This is a genomic window from Isoptericola sp. Y581, assembly GCF_059445475.1.
Map to the genome: position 1 here is coordinate 318,702 of NZ_JCAIUK010000002.1, position 16,009 is coordinate 334,710.

Genomic DNA, 16,009 nt, shown 5'->3' on the forward strand with positions numbered 1-16,009 from the left:
CAGGCTGACTTGGGGCACGCGAGGGGAACCCGCGGTGGCGGGTAACCTTGAGGATCGTGGCCACCATCGACTTTCCCGCAGAGATCAAGGCGCTGCGCGCCACCCTCGAGTCCATCGAGAGCGTGAGCGACCCCACCGCCCTGCGGGCGAAGATCGAGGACCTGTCGGAGCAGGCGTCCGTGCCCGATCTGTGGGACGACCCCGAGAAGGCGCAGAAGGTGACGTCGGCGCTGTCGACCACGCAGGGCGAGCTCGAGCGCGTCTCACGGCTCCAGCGGCGCATCGACGACGTCGAGACCCTCGTCGAGATGGGGGTCGAGATGGACGACCAGGACACCCTCACCGAGGCCGAGACCGAGGTCGCCGCGATCCGCAAGGACCTCGACCTCCTCGAGGTCCGCACCCTCCTCAACGGCGAGTACGACGCCCGCGAGGCGGTCGTGACCATCCGCGCGGGCGCCGGCGGCGTCGACGCCGCCGACTTCGCCGAGATGCTCATGCGCATGTACCTGCGCTGGGCCGAGCGGCACGGCTACCCGACGAAGGTCATGGACACCTCGTACGCGGAGGAGGCCGGGCTGAAGTCCGCGACCTTCGAGGTCAACGCGCCCTACGCCTTCGGCAACCTGTCCGTCGAGGCCGGCACGCACCGGCTCGTGCGGATCTCGCCCTTCGACAACCAGGGCCGCCGGCAGACGTCGTTCGCCGCCGTCGAGGTGGTGCCCCTCATCGAGCAGACGGACTCCGTCGAGATCCCCGAGGCGGAGCTCAAGATCGACGTGTTCCGCTCGTCGGGTCCGGGCGGGCAGTCCGTGAACACCACGGACTCCGCCGTGCGCATGACGCACCTCCCGACGGGCACCGTCGTGTCGATGCAGAACGAGAAGTCGCAGATCCAGAACCGTGCCGCGGCGCTGCGCGTGATGCAGTCCCGCCTGCTGCTGATCCGCCGGCAGGAAGAGGCCGCGAAGAAGAAGGAGCTCGCCGGCGACATCAAGGCGAGCTGGGGCGAGCAGATGCGCTCCTACGTGCTGCAGCCGTACCAGATGGTCAAGGACCTGCGCACCGAGCACGAGTCCGGCAACACGCAGGCCGTGTTCGACGGCGCGATCGACGACTTCATCGAGGCCGGGATCCGCTGGCGCCGCTCCGGTGGCGCCGACGCCGCCTGACCGTCGCTGCTCCTGATCGCTGCTCAGGGCGACGACCTCGACCCACGACTCCCCGGCGTGTCCTTCCTGTGACCATCGCCGCCGGGTGCGACTCTCGGGAATCGGGCGGCCCGGCCATCGTGCCGGCGCCGCACGGTCGACCTGGCAGGGGAGAGGCACGTCGTGATCCGGTTCGAGCACGTCTCGAAGGTCTACGCCCGAGGGGCGCGACCCGCGCTCGACGACGTCTCCGTGGACGTCTCGCGGGGGGAGTTCGTCTTCCTCGTGGGAGCGTCGGGCTCGGGCAAGAGCACCTTCCTGCGGTTGGTGCTGCGCGAGGAGCGGCCGACGGGCGGCAGCGTGTATGTCGCGGGTCGTGACCTCTCCCGGCTCTCGAGCTGGAAGGTGCCGTCGCTGCGCCGCAGCATCGGCGTCGTCTTCCAGGACTTCCGCCTGCTGCCGAACAAGACCGTCCACGAGAACGTCGCGTTCGCGCTGCAGGTGATCGGCAAGCCTCGGCACACGATCAGGTCGACGGTGCCCGAGGTGCTCGAGATGGTGGGCCTGGACGGCAAGGAGAAGCGGCTTCCGCACGAGCTCTCCGGCGGCGAGCAGCAGCGCGTGGCGATCGCCCGGGCGTTCGTGAACCGGCCGCAGATCCTGCTGGCCGACGAGCCGACCGGCAACCTCGACCCGACGACGTCCCTGGGGATCATGCGCCTGCTCGACCGGATCAACCGCACGGGCACCACGGTGGTGATGGCCACGCACGACGACGAGATCGTCAACGAGATGCGCAAGCGCGTGGTGGAGCTGTCGACGGGTTCGGTCGTGCGCGACGAGGCCAACGCCGGCTACGGCGAGCGGGAGTCGATCCTGCCGCAGGTGGGCCGGACGCCGGTGCTCGACGCCCCCGGGCGTGGCGAGCGGACCGTGCAGCGCGTGCAGGTGACCCCGGAGCCCGCCGACCTCGAGGCCGAGCATGCCGCCGAGGCCGCTGCGGCGAGGTCCGAGACCGAGGAGACGGGCCCGCCGGCACCGGCGCACGCGGCGGAGGCCGCCGTGGAGGCGGAGCCGGCCGACGCGGGGGCGGCCGAGCCTTCGGGACCGGGCCCCGGCTCGGCCGACCAGGTGGTGCAGCAGGTGCTGCGCGAGCACGAGCGCGTGCGCGCGGGACGGGAGGCCTGAGGCGTGCGGCTGCAGTTCGTCCTCACCGAGGTCCTGGGCGGCCTCCGGCGCAACATGTCGATGGTGATCTCGGTCGTCCTCGTGACGTTCGTGTCGCTGACGTTCGTCGGAGCGGCGGCCCTGCTGCAGACCCAGGTGACCAAGCTCAAGGGGGACTGGTACGACCTCGTCGAGGTCTCCGTCTTCCTGTGCCCCGACGGCTCGACCTCGCCGACGTGCGCGGACGGCGAGGCCACCGACGAGCAGGTCGAGGCGCTCCAGAAGGTGATCGACACCGAGCTGGCCGACATCGTCGACACCACCTACTTCGAGAGCAAGGCCGATGCGTTCGACGCGTTCGCCGAGATGTACCCGGACGGCTACCAGGGCACACAGCTCACCGAGGACGACATGCAGGCGTCGTTCCGGCTCAAGCTGATGGACCCGGAGCAGTACCAGGTGGTGGACGACGTGCTCGAGGGCCGCTCGGGCGTCGAGGTCGTGGAGGATCAGCGCGAGGTGTTCGAACCGTTGTTCCTCGCGCTCGGCCGCGCCTCGCTGCTGGCCGCGGGGCTGGCGGGCGTGATGCTGCTCGCTGCGGTGCTGCTCATCACGACGACCATCCGGCTGTCCGCCGTCTCGCGGCGCCGCGAGACCGGCATCATGCGGCTCGTGGGCGCGTCGAACCTGTTCGTGCAGCTGCCGTTCATGCTCGAGGGCGCGATCGCGGCCCTCGTCGGCGCACTCCTGGCCGTGGGCGGGCTCTGGCTCGCCGTGCAGTACCTGGTGACGGACTGGCTCCAGGACTCCGTCGACTGGGTGGCGTACGTGGACGTGGGCGACGTCCTGCTCATCGCGCCGCTGCTGATAGGAATCGCCGTGCTGCTGGCGGTGGTGTCCTCCGTGGTGACGCTCAACCGGTACACGAGGGTGTGAGATCACAGATGACGACCCTGAGCACGACCCGAGGCGTCTCACGACGCGTGCTGGGCGGCCTGGTGGCCGCGGTGCTGGTGCTGGGCGGGGCGACGACGTCGGCGACCCTGTCCGCGAGCGTCTCGGCGCCCGCCGCCGCCGCGGACGACATCGACGACCAGCGAGCCGCCGCGGAGGCGAAGCAGCGCGCCAAGGAGCGCGAGCGCGACAGCCTCCACGAAGAGCTCGAGGACACCAACGCGAAGTACCGGAAGGCCGTGCTCGACCTGAACGAGGTCGAGGCGCGGCTGCCCGTGGCGCAGGCCGAGCTCGCCGCCGCGCAGGCGGCGCTCGAGGAGGCGCGCCGCAAGGCCGCGATCCTCGCCCAGCGGCTCTCCGACGCCGAGGCGGAGGAGGCTGCGGTCGCCGAGCAGATCGACTCCGGCAAGGGGAAGGTCGAGTCGGCGCGGGCCGACGTCGTCCAGATGGCCCGCCAGGCGTACCGCAACGGCGACGACTCCAGCACGATCGGCCTCGTGACGGGGGCCCAGTCCACCGAGGACTTCCTCGACGAGTTCGCCGTGTCGTCGTCGGCGGCGCGGAGCCAGGCGCGCACGCTCACGGACCTGCAGGACGCCGAGGCGGTGGCCCGCAACCAGCAGGCGCGCCTCGACGCGATCCGCGCCGCGATCGCCGACCTCAAGGCCGAGGCGGACGCGAACGTGGTCGCGGCCGAGAAGGCGCAGCGCCAGGCCGCCGACCGCAAGGCTGAGGTCGAGGGGCTCATCGCCAAGCAGCGCACGCTCAAGGCCTCGATCGCGTCGCAGCGGGAGACCGCCCTCGCCGACCTGAAGTCCAACGAGAAGGCGCAGGCCGGCCTCGAGTCGCAGCTCAAGGAGATCATCCAGAAGCAGAAGGCCCGCGACGCCCGGCTCGAGGAGCAGCGCCGCAAGGCCGACGAGGAGGCACGCCGCAAGGCCGCCGCCGAGCGGAAGAGCAACAGCGGCGGCGGCGGTGGCGGTGGTGGCGGTGGCGGTGGCGGCGGTGGCGGTGGCGGTGGCGGCGGTGGCGGAGGAGGCGGAGGAGGCGGCTCGTCGTCCTCGGGGCCGTTCCTCGGCTGGCCGACGAACTACCACGTGGTCACCAGCAGCTACGGGATGCGCTTCCACCCGACGCTGCACTACTGGCGGCTGCACGCCGGCACCGACATCCGCACGTACTGCGGCACCGCGGTCTACGCCGCCCAGAGCGGCTACGTGGAGCAGGCGCACTTCTCGTCCGGCGGCGGCAACAACGTGCTCATCAACCACGGCACGCGCAAGGGCGACAACGTGATGTCGCGCTACCTGCACCTGACGCGGGACATCGTGGGGGTCGGCCAGAAGGTCGACAAGGGGCAGACCATCGGCTACTCGGGCTCGACGGGCACCTCCGCGGCGTGCCACCTGCACTTCGAGGTGTACGTGAACGGCAGCACGACCGACCCGATGGGCGGCTGGCTCAACTGAGCCAGCCCCCGCGGGCGGCGGGTTGCGTCCGCGGTCCGCGGAAAAGCCCTGGCCACCGCCCGGCTCTCCCGTATCCTGGGTCGTCGCGAGACCGCGATCCCGGGAGGAGGAGACCATGTCCAACAAGGCCAAGGGCGCCAAGAAGAAGCCGGACGACCCGCGCAAGATCGTGGCGAACAACAAGAAGGCCCGCCACGACTACGTGATCGAGGACGTCGTCGAGGCCGGGATCGTGCTGTCGGGCACCGAGGTCAAGGCGCTCCGCATGGGCCGAGCGTCGCTGATCGACGGCTACGCGGCGATCGACCACGGCGAGGCCTGGCTCGAGAACGTGCACATCCCCGAGTACTTCCAGGGCACGTGGAACAACCACGCGCCGCGCCGCAAGCGCAAGCTGCTGCTGCACCGCGAGGAGATCGACCGGCTGGGGGCCAAGTCGCGGGAGAAGGGCCACACCCTGATCCCGCTGAGCCTGTACTTCCTGGACGGCCGCGCCAAGGTCGAGATCGCCCTGGCACGCGGCAAGAAGGAGTACGACAAGCGGCAGACGCTGCGCGAGCAGCAGGACATGCGCGAGGCGCGGCGCGCCATCCGCCACCAGGAGATGCTCGGCTGAGCGAGGCTCGGCCGGCCGTGGTGCGGCCGGCGGAAATAACGGCGCCGCGGTGGCGGTTGATCCTCTAGACTGGAGAACGTGGGCGCGCGAGCGTCGGCGGATGCCAACACAGTTGACAAATCCATAGGGGCTGATCGGTTTCGACGGTGGTCGTGCTTCAAGGAGAAGCGGGCCGAGGATGCAGGCTCATCTCGTGAACGCTTGCCTGCAAACTTATAGGTGCCGATAACAAGCGCACCGACTTCGCACTCGCCGCCTGAGCGAGTCTGAAGTCCGTCGGCCCGGGGATGCTCTCGCCCCGGTAGCCGGCGTCATCTAGAGAGCCACTGCTTGCCGTCCTCGTCATCGGGGCGGTGGGGACTTTTTGATGACTGGGCCCGTCCGCACCTTGTCTGCGTGAGTGCGGGGGCCGAGAAAAGCACAGCAGACTGCGCCCGGAGAAGTCCTCGAAAAGCGCCACCGGACCCGGGTTCGATTCCCGGCAGCTCCACCCCTCTCGACGAGGCGGGTCACCATCACGGTGACCCGCCTCGTCGTGCGTTGCGGGGAGGTCGCGGCCGGCCCGGCCATTGCTTTGGAGTCCGTACATTCACCTAGGGTTGCCGCATGCCGAACGCCAGCGATGTCGTCCCTGCGCCCGTTCCCGCCCCCCTGACCCTGCACGCCGACGGGGCGACGGTCGTCCTGGCGGAAGGCGCGCGGGTCGCCGCCGACCCGACCCTCTATCCGGCCGCCCGGTGGTGGCGCCGCGTGAGCGAGGACGCCTTCGGGCTCGACCTGGTGCCCGTGGGCCCGGGGCAGCCCGCCGACGTCACCTTCGACCTGGATGCCGCCCTTCCGGCGCGCGGCTATCGGCTCGAGGTCGAGGTCGAGGTCGAGGTCGAGGGCGAGGGCGAGGGCGCACGGGTGCGCGTGTCCGCGGCCGACGCCGCCGGTGCGCACGCGGCCGCGCAGACGCTGCGGCAGCTGGCCGGCCCGCAGGCGTTCCGCCGCGCAGGAGCGGCGCCGCTCGCCCTGCCGGTCGCCACCATCGACGACGCGCCCCGGCTCGCCTGGCGCGGCGTGCTGCTCGACGTCGCGCGGCACTTCCTGCCGAAGGCGGACGTGCTGCGGTTCGTCGACCTCGCGGCCGCCCATCACCTGAACGTGCTGCAGCTCCACCTCACGGACGACCAGGGGTGGCGGATGGAGGTCGAGCGCTACCCGCGGCTCACCGAGGTGGGCTCCTGGCGGCGCGAGTCCGGCGTCGGGACCTGGCGGGCCGGACGGCACGACGGCCGACCGCACGGCGGCTTCTACACCCAGGCCGACCTGCGCGAGATCGTCGCGTACGCGCGCGAGCGGGGCGTCATCGTGGTGCCGGAGATCGGCTCGCCCGGCCACGTGCAGGCGGTACTGACGGCCTACCCGGAGCTCGCCGCGCGCCCCGGCGAGCACGAGGTGCGCACCACCTGGGGCATCAGCGAGGACGTGCTCGACCCGTCGCCCGCGGCCGTCGACTTCTTCCGAGACGTGCTGGACGAGGTGTGCGACGTCTTCGACGCGCCGTTCGTCTCCCTCGGCGGCGACGAGGTGCCCACGACGGCGTGGCGCGAGCGGCCCGACATCGTGGCCCGCGCCGCCGACCTGGGGCTGAGCGCCGCGGACGGCACGGGCGACGTCGCCCGCCTGCACGGCTGGTTCCTGGCGCGGCTCGCCGAGCACCTGCGCTCGAAGGGCCGGCGGGCGGTGGTGTGGGACGAGGCGTTCGGCCCCGACCTGCCGCGCGACGTCGTCGTCACCTGCTGGCGCGGGCACGCGGTGGCCGCCGACGCGCTCGCCGCCGGCCACGACGTGGTGATGGCCCCGGAGCAGGAGGTGTACCTCGACCACAGGGCCGCCGACGGCCCCGACGAGCCCGTGCCCGTCGGGTTCGTGCGCACCGTCGACGACGTCCGGGCGTTCGAGCCGCTGCCCGCCGGGCTGCTCGCCGCGCGCCCCGAGCTGGCCGGCGACCTGCCGGGCACGCTCCTCGGGGCGCAGGCGCAGGTGTGGGCCGAGCACCTCGACTCCGCGCGCCGCATCGACTATGCGGCCTACCCCCGCCTGGCCGCGTTCGCGGAGGCGGTCTGGAACCCGGACGCCACCGGGTTCGCCGAGCGGCTGCGCCGCGCGCACCTGCCCCGTCTCGACGCGGCGGGCGTCGAGTACCGCCCGCCGGGTGGGCCGCACCCGTGGCAGCAGCGGCCGGGAGTGCAGGGCTACCCCCGCGACCTCGCGGCCGAGCGCGCCGCGGCCGGGTGGGCCGGCATGGGCGGCTGGGTGGCGGGGCGCGACGGCGCCGGGCCCGGGGACGGGTGAGAGCTCAGCGCCCGGCGGGCACGGGCTCCGGGTCGCGCTCGGTGTCCGGGTCGGCGAGGACGGCGGGGTCGCCGCCGTCGCGGGGCCCGTCGGGACCCTCGGGGCCCTCGGATCCGCCCGCACCACCGGCCCCGCCACCGGCGCCGCCGCCGGTGGCGGCCGACGGCCGCCGACGGCGCAGCCACCGGTACCCGAGGTAGCCGAGCGCGGCGACGGCGAGCCAGGGGAGCAGCACGCCGAGCACGAGGACGACGGTCTGCACCGTGGAGACCAGCGCGGCCCAGCCGGACGACAGCCCGCCCAGGAACCCGCCCCGCGCCTGGGCGGCGGCCGCGGGCTCGGGCACGATCTCGACCTCGAGCGTGGACATCGCCACCTGGTCGGACAGGAGCTGGCGCTGCCCGGTGAGCGAGTCCAGCTCCGCCTGCCGGCCGGAAAGCTCCTGCTCCACCTGGAGCAGGTCCTCGGTGCTGCCGGCGCTGGCCATGAGGTCGCGCAGGCGGTCCGTGGACGTGGTCAGGGCGGCGATCCGCGCGTCGAGGTCCCGGCCCTCGCCCGTGACGTCCACGCTCTGCACGTCGACGTCCTCGACGGTGCCCAGGCGGTCCAGGGCCTCGACGGCCCCGGTCATGCGGTCGGCCGGGAGGCGGACGGTCATCGACGCCGACCCCGGGGAGTCGTCCGTGGCGGCGGTCTCGGAGCGCCGCTCCACGCGGCCGCCGGCCTCCTCCACCTGTCGGGCGAGCTCCCGGGCGGCGGCCGCGGGGTCGTCCGCCACGACCGTCGCGTGGCCGGTGGTGACGATCTCGCGCTCGGCCGCGGTGCCCGGTGCCTCCGCGGCGTCGGCGACCGCCTCGCCGCCGGCCTCCTCGGCGGCGCCGCCCTCGGCGACCCCGGCGGTGTCGGCGGCGGAGCGGGAGCCGTCCGACCCGGCCGAATCGCCGCCGCCCGAGCCCGAGCAGGCCGCGAGCACCAGGAGCAACGCCGTCGCGAGGGAGGCGACGAGAGGCGCGCGACGCGCCCGGGTGGAGCGCGGTGTGGCAGGCATGGACCCGAGCGTAGGGCGGCGCGACGTCCGCCCTGGTCGCGGCCGCGGGATCGTGACCGGACCGTGCCGCGACCGTGACCTTGGGCCCCGGCCGCGGGGCCCGGTGATGTCGGGGCGCACCGTCACGATCCGGTAACACGACCGTGCGCCGGGGGCCGGTGGATTGACAGGCGTCTAGTTAAGACGCTGTACTAACAAACATGTCCACACCGACGACGCGCACAGTGCGACGAGGTCTGGGTGCCGGCCTGCGAGCCACCTCCAAGGTGCTCCCCGAGCACGCCCGGGCGCACAACCGCTCGTTGGTGCTGCAGCACCTGTTCCATGAGGGGTCGACGTCCCGGGCCGACCTGGCCCGCGCCACCGCCCTGACCCGGGTGACGATCTCCGACCTCATCAGCGTGCTCCTCGCCGAGGGGCTCGTCGAGGAGCTGGGCGTGCAGCCCGGCCGCCGGGTCGGCAAGCCCGCGATCCTCGTCGGGATGCGGACCGACGCCTACCAGATCGTCGCCCTGGACCTGTCGGACGACGCGGTGATGCGCGGCGCCGTCATGACCCTCACCGGCGAGGCGGTGGTGCGTCGCTCCCTGCCCGTGGCCGGCCAGGTCGGCGACGAGCTCGTCGACCTCCTCACGCGCTTCGCCCGCACCCTGATCTCGGCGGCGACCCGCCCGGTCATCGGCGTCGGCGTCGGCTCGCCGGGCGTGGTGGACGGCTCGGGCCGCGTCATCGAGGCCCCCAACCGCCAGTGGACCGACCTGCCCCTGGCCACCATCCTCACCGAGCGGCTCGCGCTCCCGGTGCACGTCGCGAACGACGCCAACTCCGCTGCCCTCGGCGAGTACACCTACGGGGGAGCGGCGGGCTCGATGCTCGTGCTCACCGTGGGCCAGGGCGTCGGCGCGGGCGTCATGGTCGACGGCGCACGGGTGCAGGGCGCGGCCGACGCCGCGGGCGAGCTCGGGCACGTCACCGTCGTCGACGGCGCTTCGACAGGATCAGGGCGGCGCGCCGAGCTGTGCGCGTGCGGCCGCTACGGCTGCCTGGAGACCGTGCTCGCCGCGCCCGCGCTGCGACGCGCCGTCGCCGGCCTCGACCCGGCCGCCGCCGACGAGGAGCTGGCCGCCGTCGGGCGCATCCTCGGGTCGGCGCTGGCACCCGTCGTCGGCGCACTCAATCTGGCCGAGGTGCTGCTCAGCGGCCCGCCCGAGCTGCTCGACGGAGCCCTGCGGACCGCCGCCCTACAGACCCTGACCGACCGCACGATGCCGGCCACCGCCGCCGGCCTGCGGCTGCGGATGGCGACCCTCGACGAGGACGTCGTCCTCGCCGGGGCGGCCGTCCTGGTGCTGGCCGCCCAGCTCGGGGTCTCGTGACCCCGACGTCCCAGCCGAACCGACGGACGACCCGCACCCGGCAGCGCCGCCGCTGGCGCCGCGCTGCTCAGAACGAGCCAGTACAGATCGAGAGGAATCCCCAGTGAAGAGGACCCGTGTCGTCGCCACAGGCGTGGCGACGAGCCTGACCCTCGCGCTCGCGCTCGCTGCGTGCGCACCCGCCGACGAGGGGGACGGCGAGACCGGCGGCACCCCCGAGTCCGGCGACATCACCCTGTGGCTCAACGGGCCCGACACGCCCGACGAGCTGCGCGACTACCTGGTCGACACGTTCGAGTCGGAGAACCCCGGCTCGACGCTGTCGATCGAGCAGCAGGACTGGGAGGACCTCGTCACCAAGCTGACGACCGCCCTGCCCGACACCGCGAACACGCCCGACGTCGTGGAGATCGGCAACACGCAGGCCCCCACGTTCACGTACGCGGGCGCGTTCCGGGAGGTCTCGCCCGAGCTGTACGACGAGCTCGGCGGCGACAAGCTGCTGCCGTCCTTCGTCGAGGCCGGCGCGGTCGACGACGTCAAGTACGCGCTGCCGTACTACTACGGCTCGCGCTTCATGTTCTTCCGCAAGGACATCTGGTCCAAGGCCGGCCTCGAGGTGCCGACCACGCTCCAGGAGTTCGGCGACTCGGTCAAGGAGCTGCGCACGAAGGACCGCTCGGGCTTCGCCATCGGCGGCCAGGACTGGCGCAACGGCATCTCCTGGGTCTTCGCGAACGACGGCGAGCTCGCGGTCAAGGACGGCGACCAGTGGACCTCCACGCTCTCCGACCCGAACACCGTCAAGGGCCTGGAGCAGTGGCAGGACGCCTTCGAGGGCGCCTCGAACCTCCCGCCGACGGCCAAGGACGAGGCGTACTGGGACTTCCTGAACGACGGCTCCGACGGCGAGGCGCCCGACGGCGCCACGATCATGGCGCCGGGCTGGGCCCGCTGGTCCCTCGGTGACCTGACGAAGAACGACGACGGCGAGGAGGTCCGCGACGGGATGGCGGACGACTCCACGTTCGACATCTTCGCCCTGCCGGGCGTCGACGGCGGCGTGGCCCCCGTCTTCGCCGGCGGCTCGAACCTCGCGGTCTCCGCGAAGTCGGAGCACCCGGAGCTCGCGGAGAACCTGCTGCGGATCGTCTACTCGGACGAGTACCAGACCATGCTGGCGAAGAACGGCCTCGGCCCGGCGAACTCGGACTTCGACGAGCTCATGACGGTCGACGCCGACGGCAACCCGAACAAGTTCGGCGAGGTCACGGTCGAGACCGCGGCGGCGTCGAAGCTCACCCCGGCCGCGCCGGGCTGGGCCGCCGTCGAGGGCGCCTCCGTCTACGAGGAGCTCTTCCAGAAGATCGCCGAGGGCGGTGACGTGGCGGCGCTCGCCAAGCAGTACGACGAGAAGGTCACGCCGATGCTCAACGGCCAGGCGGGCTGACACCCACCCTCGTCAGACCCCCGACGGGCGGGGTGGCAACCAGCGACAGGATGCCACCCCGCCCGTCACCCACGACCCGGGAAGGAGGACCGCATGACCAGCACGTCGACCCTTGCCTCACGGGAGACGCCGCGCGTCGCGATCCGCCGCCGGCGCACGCCGGCCACCCCCTACCTCCTGCTGATCCCCGCTGTCGCGGTCCTGCTCATCGGTCTCGGGTATCCCGTGTACTGGCAGGTCGTGACCTCGCTGCAAGAGTTCGGCATGCTGCAGCAGTTCGGCGCCCCGCCCACGTTCGTGGGGCTCGACAACTACGCGCGCATCTTCGCCGACGACCGCCTGTGGGCCGTCGTCGGCCGCTCGATCGTCTTCTGCCTGGTGAACGCCTTCGTCACGGTGGCGATCGGGCTCGGGTTCGCGATGCTCATGCGGGCCGTGCACGGCGCGGTGCGGATCGTCATGCAGGTGGTGCTGCTCCTCGCCTGGGCGACGCCGCTCGTGGCGGCGGTGACCGTCTTCCGGTGGCTCTTCGACTACCGCACGGGCGTGGTGAACTGGCTTCTCGTCCAGATCGGGTTCGAGCAGTACCAGGGATACGCGTGGCTGGCGCAGCCGCTCACCTTCTACTTCGTCGCGACGCTCGTCATCGTGTGGATGTCGGTGCCGTTCGTCGCCATGTCCCTGTACGCCGGCCTGACGCAGGTCTCCGAGGAGGTCCTGGAAGCGGCCCGCCTCGACGGCGCCAACGGCACGCAGATCCTCATGCGGATCCTGCTGCCGCTCGTGCGTCCCGTGCTCGCCATCGTGCTGCTGCTGCAGATCATCTGGGACCTGCGCGTCTTCGGGCAGATCCGGCTGCTGCAGGACGGCGGCGCGCCGATCGCCGAGACGAACCTGCTCGGCAACTTCATCTACGAGCTCGGCATGGGCAGCCAGGACTTTGCCGGCGCCGCCGCCGTCTCGATCTTCGTCCTGCTGCTCACGGTGCTGCTCTCGGCCCCCTACGTGCGCAGTCTCATGAAGGAGGACGCCGCATGAGCGCCGCGACCGAGCCCGCCCCGGCGGCGGTCCGGGCGCCCACGACGGCCCCCGGTTCCGGCCAGCGCATGCCCCGTCCCGTCGCCCGGCGCAAGCCGCGCGCCGGCAAGGCGCTGCTGAGCGTGCTGGGCGTCGCGGTGTCGCTCGTGTGGATCTTCCCGGTCTACTGGATGGTGCTGTCGGCCGTCACGCCGAACGCGCGGCTGACCACCTCGACGCAGAGCTTCCTGCCGACGCACTTCACCCTCGGGAACTTCTCGAGCGTGCTGACCGATTCCGGCTTCGGGGGCGCTCTCCGGATGAGCCTGACGATCACGGGCATCGCCCTCGTGCTCGTCCTGGCGTTCGCCTTCCTCGGCGCGCTCGCGATCAGCCGGTGGCGCTTCCGCGGCCGCGCGAGCTTCGTGCTCGCGATCCTGTTCATCCAGATGTTGCCGGCCGAGGGCCTGTTCATCGCCCAGTACAAGATGCTGTCGACGGTGGGGGAGAGCGCCCCGGTCCTCGGGCTGAACTCCGTGCTCGGCATCTCGATCCTGTACACCGCGATGCTCGTGCCGTTCACGATCTGGATGCTGCGCGGCTTCGTCGCGGGCGTCCCGGCCGAGCTCGAGGAGGCAGGGATGGTCGACGGGCTCTCGCGGACCAAGGCGTTCCTGCGGATCACGTTCCCGCTGCTGGCGCCGGGCCTCGTGGCCTCCGGCGTCTACGCGTTCCTGCAGGCCTGGAACGAGTTCACCACGGCGCTCGTCCTCCTCCCCGCGGAGTCGAGCCAGACCCTGCCGGTCTGGCTGCGCAGCTTCCTGTCGGCGTCCGCGTCCCGTGGGATCGACTGGGCCGAGGTCATGGCCGCGTCGACCCTCATCGCGGTGCCGGTGATCATCTTCTTCATGTTCGTGCAGGGCCGGATGACGTCCGGGCTCGTCGCCGGGGCGGTGAAGGGCTGACGTGGACGACGGCACAGACATGACTGCAGGGCCCGGGGCCGGCCCCACTGTCGGACCTACCGTCGGACCGACGGTCGGGCTGGACATCGGCGGCACCAAGACGCTCGCCGTGCTGCTCGACGCGAGGGGCGAGATCGTGGCGCAGGCCCGGCTCGCCACCGAACGTGGCCCGCGCGGCGTGGTCGCGGGCGCGGCCCGCGCCGTGCGCGGCGTGGCGCGGCAGGCCGGGACCGACGTCGCCGACGTGGTCGGCGTGGGCGTGGGCATGCCCGGCCTCGTCGACCCGGCGGCCGGCACCGTCCGGCACGCCGTCAACGTGGGCATCGACGGCGAACCCCTGGCGCTGACGGAGCTGCTGGCCGCCGAGCTCGACGACGTCCCCGTGGGCCTCGAGAACGACCTCAACGTGGCCGCCCTCGGCGCCGCCCACCTCGAGGGCATCGCGGGCATCGCGGGCATCGAGGGCACGGCGTCCGGCGGGGCCGGGCACGACGCCCGCGGGGTCGACCTCGCGTTCCTCGCGCTGGGCACCGGGCTGGCCGCGGGCCTCGTGCTGGACGGCCGGCTGCGTCGCGGCGTCGGCGGCGCCGCCGGCGAGATCGGGCACGTGCCGGTGGACCCGGCCGGCCCCGTCTGCCCGTGCGGGCAGCGCGGCTGCCTGGAGCTGTACGCCTCCGGGACGGCGGTGGCCCGGCTGTGGCCTGCCACGACCGGGCGCCCGGCGCCCGTGGAGCTCTTCGAGGCCGCTGCCCGGGGCGTGCCCGGCGCCGTCGAGGCCCGGGAGACGTACGCCTCCGCGGTGGCGGCGGCGGTGCGCATGCTCGTGCTCACGGTGGACGTGCAGCACGTGGTGCTCGGCGGCGGGGTGGCACAGCTCGGCGAGCCGCTGCTCGACGCGGTGCGCGGCGCGCTTGCGCGGGAGTCGACGTCCTCGGGCTTCCTGACGTCGCTGCACCTGCCGGAGCGCGTCCGCCTGGCCCCCGGCCGCGTCCCCGTCGGGGCCGTCGGCGCCGCTGTCGTGGGCCGGTCGGTCGCGCGGCCTGTGCCCGCGGGCGGGGTAGCCTCATGACCCGCCGCGTGATCCGACCCGTGACCCGCCGCGGGAGGGCCGCAATGGTCCTGGCCGGCGTCGTGACGCTGGCGCTGGCCGGGTGCGGGGTGCTGGGCGCGGACCCGAAGGAGTCCGCGCCGGACCTCGACCTGACGATGTGGCTCGTCGGCACGGACACGACGCCCGAGCTGCGCGAGTACCTCGTGCAGACCTTCGAGGACGAGCACCCCGGCGCGACCCTCACCATCGAGCAGCAGGAGTGGGGCGACCTCGTCCAGAACCTCACCCGGTCCCTGCACGACCCCGCCACCACGCCGGACGTGGTGGAGGTCGGCAACACCCAGTCGCCCACGTTCACCACCTCCGGGTCCTTCCGCGAGATCTCGCCCGAGCTGTACGAGGAGCTGGGCGGCGACAAGCTGCTGCCGTCGTTCGTGGAGGCGGGCTCGGTGGACGGTCGTCACTACGCGCTCCCGTACTACTTCGGGTCCCGGTACGTCTTCTACCGCAAGGACCTCTGGCGCGAGGCCGGGTTCGAGAAGCCGAAGACGCTCGCCGAGTTCGGCGAGACGGTGAAGGCGCTCACCGACGACGACCACGCGGGCCTCGCGATGGGCGGCCAGGACTGGCGCAACGGCATCTCCTGGGTCTTCGCCAACGGCGGAGAGCTCGCCGTGAAGGAGGGCGACGGCTGGGTCTCCACCTTGGCGGAGCCCCGCACCGTCAAGGGCCTGGAGCTGTGGCAGGACGTGTACGAGACCGCGTCCTACCTGCCGTCGACGGAGAAGGACGTCTCGTACTGGGACTTCCTCAACGACGGCGTGGAGGACGCGCCGCCCGCCGCGGCCACGATCATGGCGCCCGCGTGGGCGCGCTGGTCGATCGGCGGCCTCGAGCGCACCGACGGGGGCGAGGAGGTGCGCGACGGCATGAAGGACTCCTCGACGTTCGACATCTTCGCGCTGCCGGGCGTGGACGGCGGCCTGGCCCCGGTCTTCGCAGGCGGGTCCAACATCGCGGTCTCCGCGGCCTCCCCGAGCCCGGACCTGGCCGAGGACGTGCTGCGCGTGGTCTTCTCCGAGGAGTTCCAGACGAAGCTCGCCGAGAGCGGGCTCGGCCCGGCGAACGCCGACGCCCAGGAGGCGATGGAGGGCGACAAGTTCGGCCGGACGCTGGTGGCCACGGCCGCGGCGTCGAAGCTCACCCCGGCGGCCCCGGGCTGGGCGTCGATCGAGGACGCCGGCGTCTACGAGGACCTGTTCGGGCGGATCGCCGGCGGCGGGGACGTCGCGACGCTCGCCGCCGAGTTCGACGCGCGGCTCACGCCGATGCTCAACGCCCCGCCCGCCGAGCCCGAGGAATGAACTCCGGGATGATGTGCTGCATCCTGGAACCGAGAGACTGG

Annotated in this window: 12 protein-coding genes, 1 other RNA gene and 1 pseudogene; 13 read left to right on the top strand and 1 reads right to left on the bottom strand. The window is 72.7% G+C overall.

Going from position 1 to position 16,009, the window contains the following annotated elements:
* The first annotated feature begins 56 nt into the window (after positions 1-56).
* From prfB to AC1C2W_RS04505, 7 genes and pseudogenes are all read left to right on the top strand, one after another.
* A complete protein-coding gene (prfB, locus tag AC1C2W_RS04475) occupies positions 57-1,172 on the top strand; it encodes a peptide chain release factor 2 (protein ID WP_495387584.1) in 1,116 nt (371 codons plus the stop codon).
* A gap of 162 nt (positions 1,173-1,334) precedes the next feature.
* Positions 1,335-2,012 (top strand): annotated as a pseudogene (gene ftsE / locus AC1C2W_RS04480) (cell division ATP-binding protein FtsE); the annotation flags it as partial.
* A gap of 330 nt (positions 2,013-2,342) precedes the next feature.
* Positions 2,343-3,254, top strand: coding sequence for a permease-like cell division protein FtsX (ftsX, locus tag AC1C2W_RS04485; RefSeq protein WP_495412497.1), 912 nt, complete (start codon positions 2,343-2,345; stop codon positions 3,252-3,254).
* An 8-nt stretch (positions 3,255-3,262) separates the two neighbouring features.
* Positions 3,263-4,741 (top strand): peptidoglycan DD-metalloendopeptidase family protein, encoded by a 1,479-nt coding sequence (locus AC1C2W_RS04490; RefSeq protein ID WP_495412498.1) that lies wholly within the window; start codon positions 3,263-3,265, stop codon positions 4,739-4,741.
* Positions 4,742-4,856: 115 nt separating this feature from the next.
* Positions 4,857-5,357 carry an SsrA-binding protein SmpB gene (gene smpB / locus AC1C2W_RS04495; RefSeq protein ID WP_495387581.1) on the top strand — a complete coding sequence of 167 codons (501 nt, stop codon included), beginning with the start codon at positions 4,857-4,859 and terminating at the stop codon, positions 5,355-5,357.
* 126 nt (positions 5,358-5,483) lie between these two features.
* Positions 5,484-5,850, top strand: a transfer-messenger RNA (tmRNA) gene (gene ssrA, locus AC1C2W_RS04500).
* A 113-nt stretch (positions 5,851-5,963) separates the two neighbouring features.
* Positions 5,964-7,697: a beta-N-acetylhexosaminidase gene (locus AC1C2W_RS04505; protein WP_495412499.1), complete on the top strand. Its 1,734-nt coding sequence runs from the start codon at positions 5,964-5,966 to the stop codon at positions 7,695-7,697.
* 4 nt (positions 7,698-7,701) lie between these two features.
* Here AC1C2W_RS04505 and AC1C2W_RS04510 read toward each other — a convergent pair whose 3' ends face one another.
* Complete coding sequence (locus AC1C2W_RS04510; protein ID WP_495412500.1) at positions 7,702-8,745, bottom strand: DUF4349 domain-containing protein; 1,044 nt, start codon at positions 8,743-8,745, stop codon at positions 7,702-7,704.
* Between the two features lie 200 nt (positions 8,746-8,945).
* On the opposite strand from AC1C2W_RS04510, the gene AC1C2W_RS04515 reads away from it, so the two are divergent.
* From AC1C2W_RS04515 to AC1C2W_RS04540, 6 genes are all read left to right on the top strand, one after another.
* Positions 8,946-10,121 carry an ROK family transcriptional regulator gene (locus AC1C2W_RS04515; RefSeq protein ID WP_495387578.1) on the top strand — a complete coding sequence of 392 codons (1,176 nt, stop codon included), beginning with the start codon at positions 8,946-8,948 and terminating at the stop codon, positions 10,119-10,121.
* 103 nt (positions 10,122-10,224) lie between these two features.
* On the top strand, positions 10,225-11,571 hold the full coding sequence (locus AC1C2W_RS04520; RefSeq protein ID WP_495412501.1) for an extracellular solute-binding protein: 1,347 nt from the start codon (positions 10,225-10,227) through the stop codon (positions 11,569-11,571).
* A gap of 93 nt (positions 11,572-11,664) precedes the next feature.
* On the top strand, positions 11,665-12,609 hold the full coding sequence (locus AC1C2W_RS04525; RefSeq protein ID WP_495387576.1) for a carbohydrate ABC transporter permease: 945 nt from the start codon (positions 11,665-11,667) through the stop codon (positions 12,607-12,609).
* On the top strand, positions 12,606-13,553 hold the full coding sequence (locus AC1C2W_RS04530) for a carbohydrate ABC transporter permease (RefSeq protein ID WP_495412502.1): 948 nt from the start codon (positions 12,606-12,608) through the stop codon (positions 13,551-13,553). The genes AC1C2W_RS04525 and AC1C2W_RS04530 overlap by 4 nt, the downstream gene beginning before the upstream one ends.
* A gap of 19 nt (positions 13,554-13,572) precedes the next feature.
* The gene (locus AC1C2W_RS04535; RefSeq protein WP_495412503.1) at positions 13,573-14,622 is read left to right on the top strand and encodes an ROK family protein; all 1,050 of its coding nucleotides are present in this window, start codon (positions 13,573-13,575) and stop codon (positions 14,620-14,622) included.
* A gap of 8 nt (positions 14,623-14,630) precedes the next feature.
* On the top strand, positions 14,631-15,968 hold the full coding sequence (locus AC1C2W_RS04540) for an extracellular solute-binding protein (protein WP_495412504.1): 1,338 nt from the start codon (positions 14,631-14,633) through the stop codon (positions 15,966-15,968).
* The last annotated feature ends 41 nt before the right edge of the window (positions 15,969-16,009 follow it).